The sequence below is a fragment of the Parapedobacter deserti genome (assembly GCF_042646065.1).
GTDB classification, from domain to species: Bacteria; Bacteroidota; Bacteroidia; order Sphingobacteriales; family Sphingobacteriaceae; genus Parapedobacter; species Parapedobacter deserti.
In genome coordinates, this window is sequence record NZ_JBHRTA010000062.1 from 128164 (window position 1) to 146170 (window position 18007).

The 18007-nt window shown below is 50.1% G+C and carries 13 protein-coding genes and 1 riboswitch; of the genes, 6 read left to right on the forward strand and 7 right to left on the reverse strand.

The annotated features are described in order from the left end of the window. Positions 1-216: 216 nt before the first annotated feature. The 4 genes from ACFOET_RS20765 to ACFOET_RS20780 form a co-directional block, all read right to left on the reverse strand. Positions 217-1254: a LacI family DNA-binding transcriptional regulator gene (locus ACFOET_RS20765; RefSeq protein WP_379026321.1), complete on the reverse strand. Its 1038-nt coding sequence runs from the start codon at positions 1252-1254 to the stop codon at positions 217-219. 254 nt (positions 1255-1508) lie between these two features. Further along, complete coding sequence (locus ACFOET_RS20770; protein WP_379026323.1) at positions 1509-1874, reverse strand: CoA-binding protein; 366 nt, start codon at positions 1872-1874, stop codon at positions 1509-1511. Positions 1875-1947: 73 nt separating this feature from the next. Further along, positions 1948-3132, reverse strand: a complete 1185-nt coding sequence (locus ACFOET_RS20775) for a serine hydrolase domain-containing protein (RefSeq protein ID WP_379026325.1) — start codon at positions 3130-3132, stop codon at positions 1948-1950. A 111-nt stretch (positions 3133-3243) separates the two neighbouring features. Further along, the gene (locus ACFOET_RS20780; protein ID WP_379026327.1) at positions 3244-4365 is read right to left on the reverse strand and encodes a putative sensor domain DACNV-containing protein; all 1122 of its coding nucleotides are present in this window, start codon (positions 4363-4365) and stop codon (positions 3244-3246) included. A 156-nt stretch (positions 4366-4521) separates the two neighbouring features. Here ACFOET_RS20780 and ACFOET_RS20785 point away from each other — a divergent pair, with 156 nt between their 5' ends. Then, a complete protein-coding gene (locus ACFOET_RS20785) occupies positions 4522-4881 on the forward strand; it encodes a phage holin family protein (protein ID WP_379026329.1) in 360 nt (119 codons plus the stop codon). 324 nt (positions 4882-5205) lie between these two features. Then, positions 5206-6432: an MFS transporter gene (locus ACFOET_RS20790; RefSeq protein WP_379026331.1), complete on the forward strand. Its 1227-nt coding sequence runs from the start codon at positions 5206-5208 to the stop codon at positions 6430-6432. A gap of 94 nt (positions 6433-6526) precedes the next feature. Here ACFOET_RS20790 and nagB read toward each other — a convergent pair whose 3' ends face one another. Continuing rightward, on the reverse strand, positions 6527-8452 hold the full coding sequence (nagB, locus tag ACFOET_RS20795) for a glucosamine-6-phosphate deaminase (RefSeq protein WP_379026333.1): 1926 nt from the start codon (positions 8450-8452) through the stop codon (positions 6527-6529). Positions 8453-8768: 316 nt separating this feature from the next. On the opposite strand from nagB, the gene ACFOET_RS20800 reads away from it, so the two are divergent. Continuing rightward, positions 8769-10187, forward strand: coding sequence for a Gfo/Idh/MocA family protein (locus ACFOET_RS20800; RefSeq protein ID WP_379026335.1), 1419 nt, complete (start codon positions 8769-8771; stop codon positions 10185-10187). Positions 10188-10211: 24 nt separating this feature from the next. On the opposite strand, the gene ACFOET_RS20805 is transcribed toward ACFOET_RS20800, so the two are convergent. Together ACFOET_RS20805 and ACFOET_RS20810 are read right to left on the reverse strand one after the other, a co-directional pair. Then, positions 10212-11366, reverse strand: coding sequence for a methionine aminotransferase (locus ACFOET_RS20805; protein WP_379026337.1), 1155 nt, complete (start codon positions 11364-11366; stop codon positions 10212-10214). 56 nt (positions 11367-11422) lie between these two features. Continuing rightward, positions 11423-11806 (reverse strand): helix-turn-helix domain-containing protein, encoded by a 384-nt coding sequence (locus ACFOET_RS20810; protein ID WP_379026339.1) that lies wholly within the window; start codon positions 11804-11806, stop codon positions 11423-11425. 294 nt (positions 11807-12100) lie between these two features. Beyond that, positions 12101-12204, forward strand: a riboswitch (SAM riboswitch). Between the two features lie 115 nt (positions 12205-12319). On the opposite strand from ACFOET_RS20810, the gene ACFOET_RS20815 reads away from it, so the two are divergent. From ACFOET_RS20815 to ACFOET_RS20825, 3 genes are all read left to right on the forward strand, one after another. Continuing rightward, complete coding sequence (locus ACFOET_RS20815) at positions 12320-13762, forward strand: amidohydrolase (protein WP_379026341.1); 1443 nt, start codon at positions 12320-12322, stop codon at positions 13760-13762. A gap of 35 nt (positions 13763-13797) precedes the next feature. Beyond that, a complete protein-coding gene (locus ACFOET_RS20820; protein WP_379026343.1) occupies positions 13798-14796 on the forward strand; it encodes a redoxin domain-containing protein in 999 nt (332 codons plus the stop codon). A gap of 98 nt (positions 14797-14894) precedes the next feature. Beyond that, the gene (locus ACFOET_RS20825; RefSeq protein ID WP_379026345.1) at positions 14895-18002 is read left to right on the forward strand and encodes a SusC/RagA family TonB-linked outer membrane protein; all 3108 of its coding nucleotides are present in this window, start codon (positions 14895-14897) and stop codon (positions 18000-18002) included. Positions 18003-18007 lie beyond the last annotated feature (5 nt).

An 18007-nucleotide genomic window follows, 5' to 3' on the forward strand; every position in this document is an offset into this window, starting at 1 on the left:
TCGCTCAAGACATACCATCCCCTCAAAAGGGACGGCAAAGATAGGAAACTTACTTTAAGTATCAAATAGTTAGTGAATTATTTTTTTATTTTCCATTCGGCGGTCATACCGCCCACCATAGGGGGTGTTTAACGGTGCGCTTTCTAAACGTATTTGGCATGGTCGTCACCGGTTATTCCCATTCCAACCGTAGTTAATGGCCGGCAAAAAAAAACGTCAAGTTGTCGTCCGCCTCACTAAATCTACCGGACAGATTACCGGTCTGCCGGCAATGGTTCCGGGGGCATCCGGACTGTGCTTCAAGGCACTGATCAGCGTATCAGCTACCTTGTCGGCCATTTCGCTTGGGAATTGTTCAATGGATGTGATGGATGGCGTGATGATGGATGTTCGTGGATCATTGGAATAACCGATGATCTTGAGTTCTTCAGGAACGCGGATCCCATGTTCCCGAGCAAACTCCACCGCTGCGATTGCCGTGGTATCGTTCGCCGCAAACAGTCCATCCGGTTTTTCATTGCCCCCGAATAACAGCCGTAAACTGCGCCTGGCATTTTCTGCGGTCAATTCATGGTGACATACCCAATGCTCAGGCAGCGACACACTCCGTGTCGCCAACGCATCCACAAAACCACGGGTGCGCTCTTGGTAGATGCTACATGAGAGCGGACCGCTAACGTAGGCTATCCGCCGACAGCCAGCCACCAACAAATGATTTCCGGCTAACATTCCCCCCCGGTAGTCGTCGCCTTTGACAATAAAAGCAGGCGTTGGCATGGTGGGCACCCTATCATAAAATACCAATGGTATGCCCTGTGCCAGAAATCCGTCAAAATGCGAGACGTCTTCTGTATAAAGGGTAAGTGATACTACCAACGCATCGACACGTGCGGAATACAGCGAATTGGCCAGCTCCCTTTCTACGCTAACTGAGTCGTTAGACTGACAGATCATGAGATTGTATCCGGCGATTTGTAACCGCCGTTGAAGTGCAGTGATGAAAAACACATGGAAATACATGGAAATGCGTGGCACAATCAGTCCGATAATGTTCGAGCGCCGGTTGCGGAGCGAGGAAGCCATACTGTTATGGCGGTATCCCATTTCCTTGGCCATCTCTTTCACCCGCCGCCGGGTTGCCTCGCTGATGCGCGAACTGTTGTTTAGTGCCCGAGAAACAGTAGCGGGCGATATGCCCAATGCCTTGGCAATGTCTACTATACTCTTTTCAGACCTTGGTTTTTTGGGTGTCATCGCACATTTTACCGCAAGTTCCAAAACAACGTTAATTTCTTCGAAAATGCAAATCCTGAGCACCCACAGTCTGCCGTTACATATTCGCCCGACACACACCTTAAGCACACGGGAGGCCTCCCAAAAACAACCACCAAGCACCACTCACCCGGAAATTCTACAGTGCTTTACATGTGCTTACATAGTGCTTTACACGTGCATATCCCATGCATATGCAATACTTCAGCATGGCACATCGGCGAAAAAGTCTGCATTTAATACTGATCTGTGCTCAGCAGCACCAGTGTACAGGCGCGTAATGTTTCAATTCCGTGTTCATTGGCCAGTGCTTCCAGTTCTAAATTTTCGGTACCTGGGTTGAAGACGATACGCTTGGGGTTGGTCTGAATGATGTAATCGTAATATTCCGGCTGCCGTTTGGGGCCGATGTATAGTGTGACAGTATGAATATCAGGCAACGCAGCTCCGGCAGACTGTATCGGTACGCCTGCCACTTCACCCCGCTTGACGCCGATATTGACGATGGAGTGGCCTGCCGCTACCAGTCGATGTGCTGCTAGCGAAGCATAGCGGCCGGGATTGTCGGTAGCGCCAAGGATAAGTGTTTTCTTCTTTTCCATCTTTAGCAGAATACGCTTTATGGCGTTCGTTCATTCATTATTAACAAGAATCAAGCCATTACAAGCAAGGCGTCTATTTACCCATGAATTCGCCTGTGGCGGAATAGGCGGCTTGCCGAATTACCGGCATCTCGACGATATGATAAAGCTCATCCAAATGAAGTAAACTTGCGTTGACCAGGTTGGTAAGAAGCACAATGGTTATATCCTCTTTCAGATCACGAATATAAAGGCTTCGAAATCCATGCCACCATCCGGTATGATATACGACTTTGTGATCTCCAGGGTCAAATGTCCGCCATCCATAGCCGTAGTTAAAAAGTTCCTTATTGGGTGTACTATATCCTGCATAAGCCGAATCAAGCGTTTCAGCTTTTAGCATCCGGCCATCCCGTAGGGCACGGTCAAACAGATACAAATCTTGCACGGTGCTATAGATGCCTTTGTCACCCACCGGACCGTCCTGAAAGTTCTGCACCACCGACCGCCGCCATACCCGGTCATGGCCGATCACGCCGTTTGGAATTTTCTCGTACACCGCACTGGAGTAAACGGCTGTGTTCTTCATTCCTGCCGGACCAAACACCTTCTCCTGCATATATACGGAGAAATCCTGACCACTTACCTTCTCAACGATCGCTGCCAATACCATATAATTGGTGTTATTATAGAAAAACCGCACATCCGGGTTGGCGTATTTATCCGGCTTATGGGCAGCAAGCAAATTCATCACATCCCTGTTCGTCATTCCTTTGCGCTTATCGGGCCATATTTCTGTTTTATCAGTAAAGTACAGGTAGTTGGTTAGTCCAGAACGGTGGGTCAGCAATTGCTTAATGGTGACGCCCGGATAAGGGAAATCAGGAAAGAACTCGTCTACGGTCTGTTCAAGTTTTATCTTACCATCTTCCATGAGCCTAAGCACTCCGGTCGCGGTAAGCGGCTTGGAAACGGAAGCCAATTCAAATTGTGAGGTGATCTTCAGGCTATCTTTCATAAGGTAATCGGCCCAGCCGAAAGCGTTCTGATATAATATTTTGCCTTTCTTGGCAATGAGCACGTTGCCGTTGAATCCTGAGCGGGTGTGCAACCGTCGCATGAACGAATCGAGACGCTGGTCCGCTTGCGCCGGATCATAGGCGAGCGTTAGGCTGTCTTTTTCGTGCTGTTTGCGCTCGGCTTTGATTTTCCGTTTTTCAGATGAGGTACAGGCAGCTCCAATCAGGGCAATCGCAACAAAAACAATAGTCAGTCTCACAAATTCTAAATTTTCTCTCTCTATTCAACGCGGTGTCGTCTGTATTATTACCTGATCTGTTCCGTTATGATTTATTCCGTTATTGGAAATGCATAGACGACTTAGGGGAGCCTACATCAATAGTGTATCGATCCGGTGTCCATGCACCATTTGCTGTTGTTCCGACCACGAAAACACGGTAAACGTTCCGTCTTGCGATGCGACCATTGATAGCGCATCGTGCTGATCATTCACGAACTGGGCAGCGGCCAAGTGCCGGGTTCCACCTATCCTGGTAGCATCCAACAGTTGCATTTCGCTTTCCGCCACCGGCTCGGTCAGCATCAGCTGAGTTACGGGGAGGGCATGAGGTGACCGGGCAACCTTGACGCCGAACGCCAGCAAGCGTTGGTCATCAGTGATTACCGTGGCCCCATCAATCGCTGAATAACCGCCTACAGCATGGACCACCTTATACAGGGGATCCGTTCCTATACTATCCGGCGTGGCCTCGCCCCCGAACACCGGTACCATGGCATGAGGTTTAACCAAATAGTTGATGGGTTTCACGGTGGAATGCAACCATGCGGTACTATTGGTCGGCACAACCAGCAGCAGGGCTCCCCGCTTATGGCTGCGCATGGCTAAAGCCAATTGCACCAAAACATCTTCAGAGCGATCTGCGGATTTAGGGTCAGATAATCCAAGAAGCGATGAAAGCATACTCGGGCTGTCTGCCAACCCCCAGTGGTTGCCGTCAATGACTTTGATCTGATTGCCTTTCAATACAACGACGTTGATAAACTTGCCGATGCCCTCGCGATGTTTCTGCTTAATGACCAATAAGCCAGCCTCAATCACTTCAACCACAACGCAATTGGAGGGCACTTCATGGGCAGTACCCCATATGTGAAAGTTATCGCCCTCCAACCATACCCCTAGGTGTATGCCCGGCTGCACGGCTGCTGGCGATAATTTGACCAAGTTGCCGGGCGTGAAGCGCTGTCTATCCTGAAACACCAGGCTATTGCCAGCCCGATCGGGCGGCGCAAAAGCCAATGATATTTTTGGTTCATAGCCTTCTTCCCGACGCAGGCTTGCCCAAAACGCCGTATCAATGAGGATTTCGATCGTCGCCGTATCGGGCACATACTTCCATCCGCTATCCGCCAGGCGCCCTGCCTGTTTCTCAAAGTGCGCCACTATCCGATGGGACACCAGTTTGGCCGCCAAATACGTAGGTTCTGAAATCATTTTTTGCTTATCGGACAAACATTTTAACCGGTATTGTTATTTATAGTGTTAGATTAGCAAACTTAGATAAGTTGCATTTAAAATCCAACTTATCGATCGCTCATCTGCAGCTGGGCGTTAAATTATAAGACGATATTTAAATCAAACAAACACGATATGCGATTCATCATTGATGTATTATTGACCGGATTAGCTGTTTTTTTTGCCGCGATGATTCTTCCCGATTCTGCCGTTACAGTAGAAGGATTCGGCTGGGCGATTTTGGCTGGGCTTATCATTAGTGTGGTAAATGCCACTATTGGCACGGTGCTTCGCATTTTCACCTTCCCACTCAACCTGCTCACGCTGGGGCTTATTTCCTTTATCATCACCGTATTGATGGTACAGCTTACCAGCTACTTTATGGGCAGTAAATTTGACGTGGCCAATTTTTGGTGGGCAGCGGTATTCGCCATCATTGTGGCGCTGATCCAAATGCTGCTAGACCGTATTTTCGGATCAAAAGTTAAGGGTTAGGCCTTAAAAGTAGCGCTGCCAGCAAAAGCTTGCACCGCCTTCGGATAGCTTTAAGGCCCGATATGCAACAATTGACCGATACACTCGGCGGCATACTCAGTGCGATGTTTTTTCGTAAGCCCTACATACCGGTTTAGCAATCTCCCATGCTGCAAACAGGCAAATACAACTTGGCTAAATAAGAATCCGTCTTGATTTGGTAACACAATACCGATATTATCGCGAATGAAATAAGACTGAAGGTTGACGTAATCGTGACGATATAACTTTATGGATTGGTCAAAGATTTGCCGTACTTTTGCATCCGTTTAGTAGCATTTGACATTGAAAGAGTTAACAGTGGCACCCACATCCATCGCGGTGCCCAAGCACGAAGAACAAGAACTTGCCGGCAAAGAAAGCCCGATTGTTTCGCGGACGAGAATACGGATAGCTGTCTCCCTATTTTATTTTGGCCAGGGGCTAGCGTTTGCCTCATGGGCAAGCCGCATCCCCGATATTAAGACCGCGCTGCATCTCTCCGACGCACAACTTGGCACATTGCTCTTTGCATTGCCGGTCGGCCAGTTGCTCACCATGCCCTTGTCCGGTAGGCTGGTGACGAAATACGGAAGCGAACGTGTGCTGCGAGCTGCGGCTCCACTTTATGCTTTGGTGCTCACCTGCATTGGGCTGGCCGGCAGCATATGGCAGCTTGGCGTTACACTGCTCATCTTTGGTGTGGTGGGCAATATGTGCAATATTGCCATCAATACACAGGGTGTAGCTGCAGAAAAGATGTACGGCCGTTCCATTATGACTTCTTTCCATGGTGCATGGAGCATTGCTGGGTTTGCAGGCGCCCTCATCGGTTTCTTAATGATTAACCTCCATATAGGTCCCTACGCGCATTTTTGGATCATTACTGTGCTGGTAGTCATCAATACTTGGGTCAACCAACGCTATTTAGTGCGGGGTGTCGTAACGCGGCCGAAAAAGACAAGCTTGTTCATCAAGCCCGACCGTACCCTGTTTCAACTGGGTATCATCGGTTTCTGCAGCATGGCAGCCGAGGGTGCAATGTTCGACTGGAGTGGGGTATATTTCAAAGATATTGTGCAGGCTCCGCAATCGCTGGTTGTGTTGGGTTATGCTTCATTCATGATCATGATGGCCTTGGGCCGCTTTGTTGGAGACTGGGCCATACGGCGCATCGGGCGGAAAACGTTGCTGCAAATCAGCGGTTGCCTCATCTTCACAGGCATGGGCATTTCCGTGCTCTTTCCCAACATCGGGACAGCCACGGGCGGGTTCATGCTGGTAGGGCTTGGCGTCGCCTGCATTGTCCCGTCCGTGTACAGCGCGGCAGGGAGGAACGATAAAATTCCCCCGGGGGTAGCCCTGGCAATGGTGTCCAGCGTGGCTTACCTTGGCTTCCTGATGGGACCACCGCTCATCGGCTATATTGCCGAACTGGCAAGTTTACAGTATTCCTATGCTGTCATTGCACTGTCGGGCCTCTTCATTACCATCTTGGTTTCGAGGACCAAGGTCATCCGCAATGGAGACTGATAGCGAACAGGTGCCCGAAGAGCCGGACACCTGTTGCAGTAGTTTCACTTTTGATTTCGATTTCCTATACGGTCTACCCGTACATCATTTGAGTTTACTCATCAAACTTCCACCGCACAAAAGCTTCTATCGCCTCGTATTCGGCCATACCCAAGCGGTCGTACAGCCTTGCGGTTTCGCGGGTACGTTCTTCGGCTCGCACCCAGAATTCACGAGCATCGTCGCCCGGAAATACCGGCACATCCTTCTGCGACTGATGTTTAAAGATAGCATGCCGTTTCCGCAACACTTCCTGAGGAGAAAGCGGTACGGCCATCTCAATTTCATGGATCTCAAATTCATGCCATGCACCGCGATACAACCATACCCAGCAGTCTTTGGTCCACACCTCCGTATCTCTCAAGCGCAGCAAAGCCTGATGGATTATATCAAAACATACCTTGTGCGTGCCATGCGGGTCAGCAAAATCACCAGCTGCAAACACCTGATGTGGCTTGATCCGCTGAAGCAAGGCCATGGTCTGCTGTATATCATCTTCGTAATCCAGCTCTTTGCTATACTTGCCCCGATCATAAAACGGCAGGTTCAGAAAATGAATGTTCTCATCCGGAAGACCTGCAAACCTAGCTCCTGCAATGGCTTCACCTTTGCGAATAAGCCCCTTTACCGTAAGTAATTCCGGGGGGTCAATTTGGTTAGGTTTTTTTTCTGCGATAAACTGGCGTGCGTCCTTATAAAGCGTCTGCAACTTATCGGTATCAAGTCCTTGGGATTTGGCAAAGTCTGTCGCAAACTCGATAAAACGCAAGGCATCATCGTCCCACACAGCGGTGTTGCCCGACGTTTGATACGCCACGTGCACATCATGTCCCTGGTCAGCCAGACGAATAAACGTTCCGCCCATGGATATCACATCATCGTCAGGATGCGGCGAAAAGATGATGGAGCGTTTCCTTGCAGGTTCGCGGCGTTCGGGACGCTGGGTGTCGTCCGCGTTGGGCTTGCCGCCCGGCCATCCGGTGATCGTATGCTGCAACTGATTGAAGATATCGATGTTGATATGGTATACAGGCCCCTTTTCGGTAGCCAACTGTGCCATGCCGTGGTTGTTATAGTCGTCCTCAGTCAGTTTAAGCACGGGCTTCCGTAGCGTCTGCGATAGCCACACCACAGCTTTTTTGATGGTTTTACGGTCCCACTCACAATCTTTAACCAGCCAAGGGGTATCAAAGCGGGTCAAAAGGGATGCAGCATCCGAATCCATCACAAACTCTACGCTATCAGACAATTGTAAATATGTAGCAGGCACTTCGGAAGACAATTCGCCTTCCACCGCTTTCTTCACAATTTCTGCCTTCTTTTGCGTCCAAGCCATCAGGATAATTTCCCGGGCCTTGAAAATAGTGCCGATTCCCATGGTAATCGCCTTGGTTGGCACATTTTCTTTGCCACCAAAATCGCGCGAAGCATCACGACGAGTCAAATCGTCCAGCGTTACAAGGCGTGTACCGGAATTAGGAGCGGACCCCGGCTCATTGAAACCAATGTGGCCAGTACGGCCGATGCCCAAAATCTGCAGATCGAGGCCGCCCAAAGCCGTGATTTTCTGCTCGTAGGCGAGGCAGTAGTCGTGAATCTGTTCCATAGCCAGCGTTCCATCCGGAATGTGAACGTTCGCCCTTTCAATATCCACATGATCAAACAGGTTCCTGTTCATAAAGGTCACGTAGCTCTGCTCCGAATCAGGCTGCATGGGATAGTATTCATCCAGGTTGAAGGTCACCACATTCTTAAAGCTGAGCCCTTCGTCCCGGTGCAGGCGTACCAATTCTGCATATATTTTAACAGGGGTTGCACCTGTAGCAAGGCCAAGGACGGCCTGCTCACCTTTTTCTTGTTTGCCGCGAATCAGGTCGGCAATACGTTTCGCCACAGCCAATGATGCCGTGTTAGAATCGGAATAGACACTTACGGGTACTTTCTCGAAGCGTGTTTCTTCCAGTAGATTTAATCTTGCCATTGAGGAATTACGTATAAGGTGAGACGCAAAAATACAACAGTTAATTGAAAAAAATAATAAAAGAAGTCCGCACTTTTCTAATTATTTTTCAAAACAGGCATGCAAACGTGTGCATAATGAATGATCCCACAACGACTTCTTTATAATTGCTACGGCTTGTTGGCGTCATCTATATCCTAGCGGGCCGAGGTCTTAAGAAAAGGAGCTATTCGGCTTAAAAAATTCAAACAATCGGTTGCGTTTTAACAACGTTTTGATAACTCAGTTAACTATACTATACTTGTTCACAATTATAATCTCTATCTCAATTCCGATTATGAAATACAACCGTAGAAACTTCCTCCGAAACGCCACCCTGCTTTCAGGAACCGTAGCCTCCTTTTCAGCCGTGTCGTGCATGTCGCCTAAAAACGGCGAACAGCATACGGGCTCTTACGTACCCTCCAGGTCACAGCATTTCAACATGAGCGGCTACGCTGCGCCAAGAATCGACAAGGTCCGCATCGGATTCATCGGCCTCGGCATGAGGGGCCCCGGCGCAGTACATCGTATGTCAAGGATCGAAGGGGTCGAGATCAAGGCGCTTTGCGACAAAGATCCCGCACGGGCAACGAAAGCACAGGGTATACTGGAAAAAGCAGGTTTGTCTAAAGCTAAGGAATATTCCGGAGAAAACGGCTGGAAAGACATGCTAGCCAATGATGAGCTGGATTTGGTGTATATCTGCACACCCTGGGACCTTCATACGCCGATGTCTGTGTTTGCTATGAAGCAAGGCAAGCATGTGGCATGCGAGGTGCCCCTTGCCATAACCATAGACGAATGCTGGGAGCTCGTTGAGACATCCGAAAAAACCAGGAAGCACTGCATGATGCTCGAAAATTGCTGCTACGATTTCTTCGAAATGCTTACCCTCAACATGGTGCGCAACGGACTTTTCGGCGAGATCGTCCATGCCGAGGGCGCATACATCCATGACCTGCTCGACCTCAATTTCGACAAAGACGCTTATACCGACATGTGGCGCCTGCGGATGAATGCCACACACAACGGCAACCTCTATCCGACACATGGTCTAGGTCCCATAGCTCAATGCCTTGATATCAACCGCGGTGACAAGATGGACTACCTTGTGTCCATGTCAACCAATGATTTCATGATGGGCAAAACGGCTGAGGAAAAAGCCAAAGATGACAACTTCTTCCAGGAGTTTGTCGGCAAATCTTACCGTGGCAACATGAATACTACCCTTATCTACACCGGCAAAGGAAGATCGATCATGGTGCAGCACGATGTCACCTCTCCGCGGCCTTATTCACGAATCCACCTTATCAGCGGCACCAAGGGCATGGCTTCCAAGTGGCCTTCGCCCGAGCGCATCGCATTCGGCCACAACTGGGTTAAGGAAGAGGAGCTGAAAGATCTGTATGATAAATACACGCCGGCGCTGATCAAACACGTAGGCGAAGTGGCCAAACAGGTAGGCGGACATGGCGGCATGGATTTCATGATGGACTGGCGATTGATCGATTGCCTGCGCAACGGGCTGCCGCTCGACATGGACGTGTACGACGGCGCTGCTTGGAGCAGCGTGATCCCGCTGAGTGAACAATCGGTAACCAACCGCTCGAGGTCCTTGGATATTCCGGATTTCACCCGCGGTGCCTGGAAAAAAAACAAACCCGTAAATCTTACCCTGGAAGGGGGAGCTACCACGGGAGTCAGGAAAGGTTAAGTCAGGAAAAAGGTTAGCGGTTACTTAGCAGGCCGTTACTAAACGCAGTCTTTCAATAGCCTGCGCCAAAGTCTGGGCTTTCTTTGCGAAGCAGATACGGACGAGGTGTTGGTTTACATTGTTGTGGTAAAACGCCGAAACCGGTATCGTGGCCACACCGTGGTGTTTGGTCAGCGCTTCGCTGAAGGCCCGTTCGGGTAATTCGCTGATTGCGGTGTAATCGGCGAGGAGAAAGTACGTGCCCTCACAAGGCAGCGGCCGGAAGCGTGTTGTTTCGAGCGCCTCCACCAAGAAATCACGCTTTTGCTGAAAAAACGCACCGAGTTCCGTATGCATGTCATCATCGCGCAGGAAATCGGCCAGCGCCCATTGCATGGGGGTATGCACGCTGAAAACATTGAACTGATGCACCCTACGAAATTCGGTCGTAAGCTGTGGTGGTGCCAGGCAATAACCTACCTTCCATCCGGTGGTGTGATATAACTTGCCAAAAGAAGCGACGACGAAAGCGCGTTCACGAAGCGCTGCATAATGGGTAACACTCAAATGCTTTCGCCCATCGTAGACCATGTGCTCATATACCTCGTCACTCAGCACATAACAGTCGGTATCGCCGACCATACGTACAAGTTGGCGATAGTCGGCATCGGCCAACACACGTGCCGTCGGATTGTTGGGCGTATTGATAACAATCAGTCTCGTTTTCGACGTGATGAGCTGCTCAACCGCAGTCCAGTCGACCACAAAATCAGGAGCCAGCAAGGTTACCGGCTTAGGTATGCCACCAAACACCCGGATACTGGGCGCATACGAATCGTAAGCCGGCTCGAACACAATAACCTCATCGCCCGGACGGATAAGTGCCGCCATCACTGTAAAAAGTGCTTGCGTAGCTCCCGCTGTAATCGTAATGTCCGTTTCGGGGTCGTAACATATGCCCGTCGTGGTTTCAACCTTCGCACTGATCTGCTCACGGAGCGCTTGTACCCCGGCCATGGGTGCATACTGGTTGTGCCCTGCCTGCAGGTACTGCGACACCAACGAAATCAGCCGAGGCGGACCGTCAAAATCCGGGAATCCCTGTGAAAGATTAATCGCTTGATGCCGAGCGGCCAATTGCGACATCGTGGTAAAGATAGACGGGCCGGTATCCGGCAATTTGGATGTGAAGGTATTCATCAGCTAATGGGCATATCGTCAGGCAAGGTTAAGCATTTCAAGCGTGAATAGCTAAACTACGTACGCCCGGAGCTCACTTTTTCATCGGAAAGCCCGGTCTCTTCCCTAAGGATCTGCCGGTAAAAGCGAATGCTGTCTTCCAACTGCGCGATATAGGCTTCTTTATTCATAATGATTTTGTCGTACAACACTTTCTCTTCATTCATCAGTCGGGCTGAGCCTTCGTTTGCGTTACCGCGGCCATCCAGCAAATCATGCAACGTGACGCCCAAGACATCGGCTATTTGACCAAGGCGATCGATATCAACGCGGGTAATGCCGACCTCGAGATTCTGATAGGTTTTCAGGGCAACGTGCAACGCTTCCGCCATATTTGCCTGTGATAGTCCCCTATCTCTCCTATACCGCTTTATTTTTGCCAAAATATCCTGTTGTGCCATATGGAAACGATTAGGCATAAACTATACGCTGATTACGTAATATTTATGCGTTTTTCAAGTTATATCGTTGCATTACCTTTGTTCCGTGAGCAAAGGTATTACTTTTTATTTAAAGACTACTAAATTAATAGATTATAATATGTATTAACGCAGATAGCTGTCACACAGGGATTTTTGCTTATTGTTTAGTTTGCATTTTGTCATCACAACATCAAAACGCAATACAATTTATAAAATCTATGCATTTAGTAGATTAAATAATTACATTTGCCGCATATTAGTTCTTTCACTTCATGCTTATCGAGAAAGACCGAGGGAATGGCCTGAAGACGTCTTAGCAACCTGAAGCCACATTAAGGTGCTAAATCCCGCCTCCTACAGGAAGGCAAAGATAAGTGGAAAACGACCATCGATCCCCAACGCCATATGCTGAAGTGTCAGGACACCCGAAGCAGAAGCCTACAGCAGGAGCAAAACGAACTAGTAATGGTATCAAGTCAAATCAAAGTTAACATGTTAAAAAAGCAATTGTTATTATTAGCTGCGGCCGCTATTCCGGTTTTGCTGTTTGGGCAGGAAAACAAAGATGTTCCACTCAACTACCTCGATAAATCCTTCCAGACCTACGATCAAATGCAGAAGGATATATGGGACAAGGCCGAACTGGGTTTCCTGGAAACGGAGAGCTCAGGCATTCTTCAAAAACACTTACAGGCCAATGGATTTACCGTCGAAACCGGACTGGCGGGAATGCCCACTTCATTCATCGCCTCCTACGGAAGCGGCGGCCCGGTTATTGGCATTCTGGCTGAATTCGATGCGCTACCAGGGATATCACAAGATACCGTTCCGCATCGGAAGCCCTTGGAAAAAGGTGGCGGCGGTCACGCCTGTGGCCATAATCTTTTCGGTACCGGATCGGTCGCAGGTGCCGTGGCAATCAAGGAATGGTTAGCAAACACTGGTCATCAAGGCACCATCAAAGTGTTTGGCACACCCGCCGAAGAAGGTGGTGGCGGCAAAGTCTATCTTGTAAGAGATGGCTTCTTCAGCGGAATCGACATGGTACTGGATTGGCACCCTGCATCTCGAAATGCGGTGACGGTAAGCACAGGAACGGCCATCCAAATGGTAGACTATACCTTCCATGGAAAGCCTGCGCATGCAGCCGGCAATCCGGACAAGGGCCGCTCGGCGCTCGACGGGGTGGAGGCGCTCAATTTCATGGTCAATATGCTTCGCGAGCATGTTCCCACATCGTCACGCATCCATTACGTCATTAGTAACGGTGGGGAGGCGCCGAACGTGGTGCCGGAGATCGCCACGGTTTCCTACTATATCCGTCACCCAAAACGCGATGAGCTCCAGAACTTGGTGTCGTGGATCAACCAAGCGGCGGAAGGTGCAGCAAAGGGTACACAGACCACCGTGACAAGCGAAATAATTGCTGGCTTTTATGAAAAACTGCCGAATAGAAAACTGGCTGAGGTGGTACAGAAAAACCTGGAACGCGTGGGGGGAGTACACTATGACGAGCGCGAGCGGACTTTTGCTGCGGGAATCGCCAAAGGGCTAGGCTTGGCAGACACGGTGCTGAAAAATGCAGCAATAGTGCAACCGCTGGCGGATGAAACGCCCTCGCAAGGCGGTGGCTCGTCAGATGTTGGCGACGTGAGCTGGAATGTGCCCACGGTATCTTTCGGTACCGCGAGTTTTGTTCCGGGAAGCCCCGGCCACAGTTGGCAGAACGTCGCTTCCGGCGGTACGACCATCGGCACGAAGTCGCTCATCAACACCGCCAAAGTATTTGCGCTTACCGCCATCGACCTATACACCAACCCAACCTTGGTCGAAGCGGTGAAAGAAGAATTCGAATCCCGCCGGGGCGCGGATTTCAAGTACGAATCATTGTTGGGAGATCGTGCACCGGCGCTAGACTACCGTGTGGAGAAATAATGAATGGTTGAATACGACATTACTGATTTAAGAAAATGAACGCTCAAATAACCCTATTGGTCGGACTATTTTTATCGTTCGGCTCGGCGCAAGCTCAACGAATTGCACCGCTTCAGCTTAAGGGAAACGTACAAGGCGCAAAAAATGGACAGATATATTTGCAGCGCTTTGACAATAAAATCTTCCATACCATCGATTCGGCTACATTGAAAAATGGCGATTTTGCATTTCAAACAGCGGTTCAACTACCCGAATTATACGGTTTGACACTCGAGAAAGATAAAACGCCATTTTACATCTTCTTGGAAGATGCACCTATATCCGTGGCGCTGGATACCGGTGCGTATTACCGCAATACAACGGTTACGGGCTCGAAATCCCATGACCGATTTGTCGACTACAGCAGTCGACAGCGAAACATCCAGATCGCCGACTTTATCAAAGAAGATCCCGCGTCCATCACGACAGCATATGTCTTATACCGTTACTTCGCTTACCGATTAAGCCCGCCGCAAATTAGGGAATACACCAGCCTGCTCGATGCGTCACTACAAAATTCGCAGTATGTAACCATCTTGCACGGCCTGGCCAACACACTGGAGACCGTTTTGCCGGGCAATAAGGCCCCTGACTTCACGTCAACGGCGCCTGACGGCAGCACCGTACGGTTTTCCGACTATCTGGGCAATGGCTATGTGCTGCTTGATTTCTGGGCAGCGTGGTGCGGGCCATGCCGCCGCGAAAACCCCAATGTTGTTGCCGCATATCAGCAATATAAAAACAAAGGGTTCAATGTTTTCGGCGTCTCACTTGATAAAACCCGGGAAGCCTGGGTTAAGGCAATCGAGGCTGACGGCCTTACTTGGCCTCAGGTTTCCGACATCACTTTTTGGAATAGTAAGGCGGCAGCCTTATATGGCGTCAGGTCCATTCCCAGCAATTTCCTAATCGGCCCGGATGGAACCATCGTAGCACGCAATCTCAGGGGTGAAGAATTGCATGACAAATTAGCAGAACTGATCGATAAAAAATAACATAACTCACGTCATAAAACGGTACGTTAGGAGGGAAAACCCGCCCGCCGCGCGCAAGCTATGCTCCGTTTTACTTACACAATTAATTCAATTTGGTAATGAGATTAACTACACTACTCCTAAGTTGCCTGCTGGGGCTACTGGTAAACCTTCCCGACGGCTCCGCGCAGTCAACGGCCGTACGCGGTTATATACGCGATGCTGGCACGAATAGCCCACTAGCGGGTGTAAACATAACGGTGAAGGGCGGCGAAGCGACTGCCACCTCCGATGCAGAAGGCAGATACAGCATCAATGCAAGCCCAAATAGCATCCTCGTATTCACCTATGTCGGCTACCAACCACAGGAACTGCAAGTAACTTCGCCGACGGCCGATGTATTGCTCAATCCAGCAAACAGCGCATTGAGCGAAGTTGTCGTAGTCGCTTATGGCACGGCCACAAAAGCGACGTACACGGGTTCGGCGTCGGTGGTAAGTGGCGCCGATATCAATAAGCAGCAGGTATCCAGCGTAAGCCGCTCCTTGCAGGGATTGGTTCCGGGCCTGCAGTCTGTCGCACCGGCGGGCCAGCCGGGTAGTGATTCCGACATCCGCCTGCGGGGTGTCGGTTCGGTTAATGCCTCCAGCGCGCCGCTTTACGTGGTCGACGGAGCCCCTTTTGCCGGCAACATCAATGCAATCAATTCCGCCGACATCCAATCCATATCGGTGTTGAAAGATGCCGCGGCAAGTGCGCTCTACGGCTCTCGCGGCGCAAATGGTGTCATCATCATCACGACCAAACAGGGGAGCTACGGCTCTAAACCCACAATTTCCATCAATGCCAGTTCGGGTATATCCAACCGGGCGGTGAAAGACTACGGCAAACTGAATATTCAACAGTACTTCGAATTGCAGTGGGAAGCGCTACGTAACAATCAGCTCGATCAGGGAAAGAGCGCAGCGGAAGCCGCACAATACGCTTCAACGGAACTTACAAACACGTTGAAAATAAACCCATACGGCCCAGCGTTCCCCAACCCGGTCGGCACCGATGGCCGTCTGGCTAGCGGAGCAGTGCCGCTTTGGACTGACGACTGGGCGGAATCGTTGGCTCGCAATGGCGTGCGTAACCAAGTTGACCTCGGCATCAGCGGCGGCGGCGATTCCTCCCGTTACTTTGTGTCTGCCGGATACCTCAAGGATGAAGGGTTTATCATCGGCTCCCAATTTACACGGCTGAACGCACGCGTAAACTACAATGCGAAGGTTAATCGCTGGTTAGAAACCGGATTCAATATTTCGGCGTCTACCACCAACCAAGATGCGCCGCCGCAGTCCGATAGCGATCAAGGAAATTACGCAAACGTCGGTAGACTTATTGCGAACATCTATCCACTTTACGAACGCAATCCGGACGGCACGTATAAACTGGACCACAACGGCGATCGCATCTATGACTTTGGCAACTATCGCCCCAGTACCGCATCAGCGGGTATGAACCTACTCGGACAAGCGCACCTTAACAGGTACAACAATAAGCGCGATCTGATTACCTTCCGTGGCAATGTCCAGATTAACCTACTCGAAGGATTACATCTGAAAAGCAGCATCAATGCCGACTATACCAACGGGTTGAACCATTCCTACATCAATCCCGATTTTGGAAGCGGTGTTATCAACGGCGGCTCGGTGAGCAAAGGCGCATCCCGAGCGCTGGGTTATACCTACAACAACCTGTTGGACTATACATTCAATATCAGCGACCACCATATTAATATTTTGGCAGGGCAAGAAGTGTATGTATATCAAGTGTCAAACCTGTCTGGCGGACGGAGCAATTTTGGCTTTTCCGGCAAAGAGGAGCCTGCAGCGGCGTCACTCCTTACGTCATTCACTGGCGCATCCGATAATTATAAGCTTGCCAGCTTCCTTGGCAAACTGGAATATAATTTCAACCAGCGGTATTTCCTTTCGGCCAGTTATCGACGCGATGGGTCGTCCCGGTTCAGTCCTGAATCACGATGGGGCAACTTCTGGTCGCTGGGGGCGTCTTGGAATGCCACGGCCGAAAGTTTCCTTGCCGATGTCTCTTGGCTGAACAACCTAACCATCCGCACGAGCTACGGTGCGCAGGGCAACGATAACCTGGGCGACTACTACGCCTACCAAGGGCTGTATTCCATATACAACAGCTTAGGCGAAGCCGGACTGATTACGTCTCGGTTGCCCACACCGGGTTTAATCTGGGAAACCAACCTAAACTTCAACGCCGGGGTCGATTTCGCCCTGCTCAGCAATCGACTCAGCGGAACCTTCGAGGTTTACCAACGCAGCTCCAAAGACCTGTTGTTTAGCAGGCCCCTTGCGCCATCCGTTGGCTATGGAGAAATTGATGACAATATCGGATCACTCAAAAATACAGGCTTCGAAGGCCAGATACAAGGCGTACCTGTCAATACCGGGGACTTTCGTTGGCGTATCGGCGCAAACTTTGCTCATTTCGTCAACAAAATCACCGAATTGCCACAAGAGGAAATCATATCGGGTAATGTCGGTCAATTGGGTAACACCAAAAAATTGACCGTAGGAAGCTCGGTCTATGATTTTTACATCCGTGAGTGGGCCGGCGTTGATCCCGAAAACGGCAAACCACTCTGGTATAAAGATGACGGATCGGGCAACCGCACCACTACCAGTGTGTTCGCCGAGGCGGATCAATATTTTCAGGGCAGCTCACTCCCTGATTTTTACGGCGGGATTAATAACACGTTTACCTATAGGAATTTCGAGTTGTCCGCACTGCTGTCCTATTCCATTGGTGGCAAGATCTTGGACCTGGACCGCGTGATGTTGTCACATAATGGAGAAAACTTCGGCCGTACGTGGAGCAGCGACATGCTTAACCGCTGGACACCCGAAAATCGCGACACCGATGTGCCCCGCCTTACTACGGTAACAACCGGTTGGAATGGCATCTCATCCCGCTTCTTGTACGACGCAACATATGCCCGGCTTCGTAATGTCAATCTGACCTATACCTTGCCCGAAAACTGGACCCAACGGCTCGGCCTGCAGCATATACGCGTATATGGCAGAGGCGAAAACCTCCTTACATTCTTCGGGCCGGATGGGCTTGATCCCGAACAGGCTGTAGATGGTGTTACCTTTTACCGGTATCCGGCGCAAAAGACATTCACCTTCGGCATTGACGTATCCTTTTAATCGAT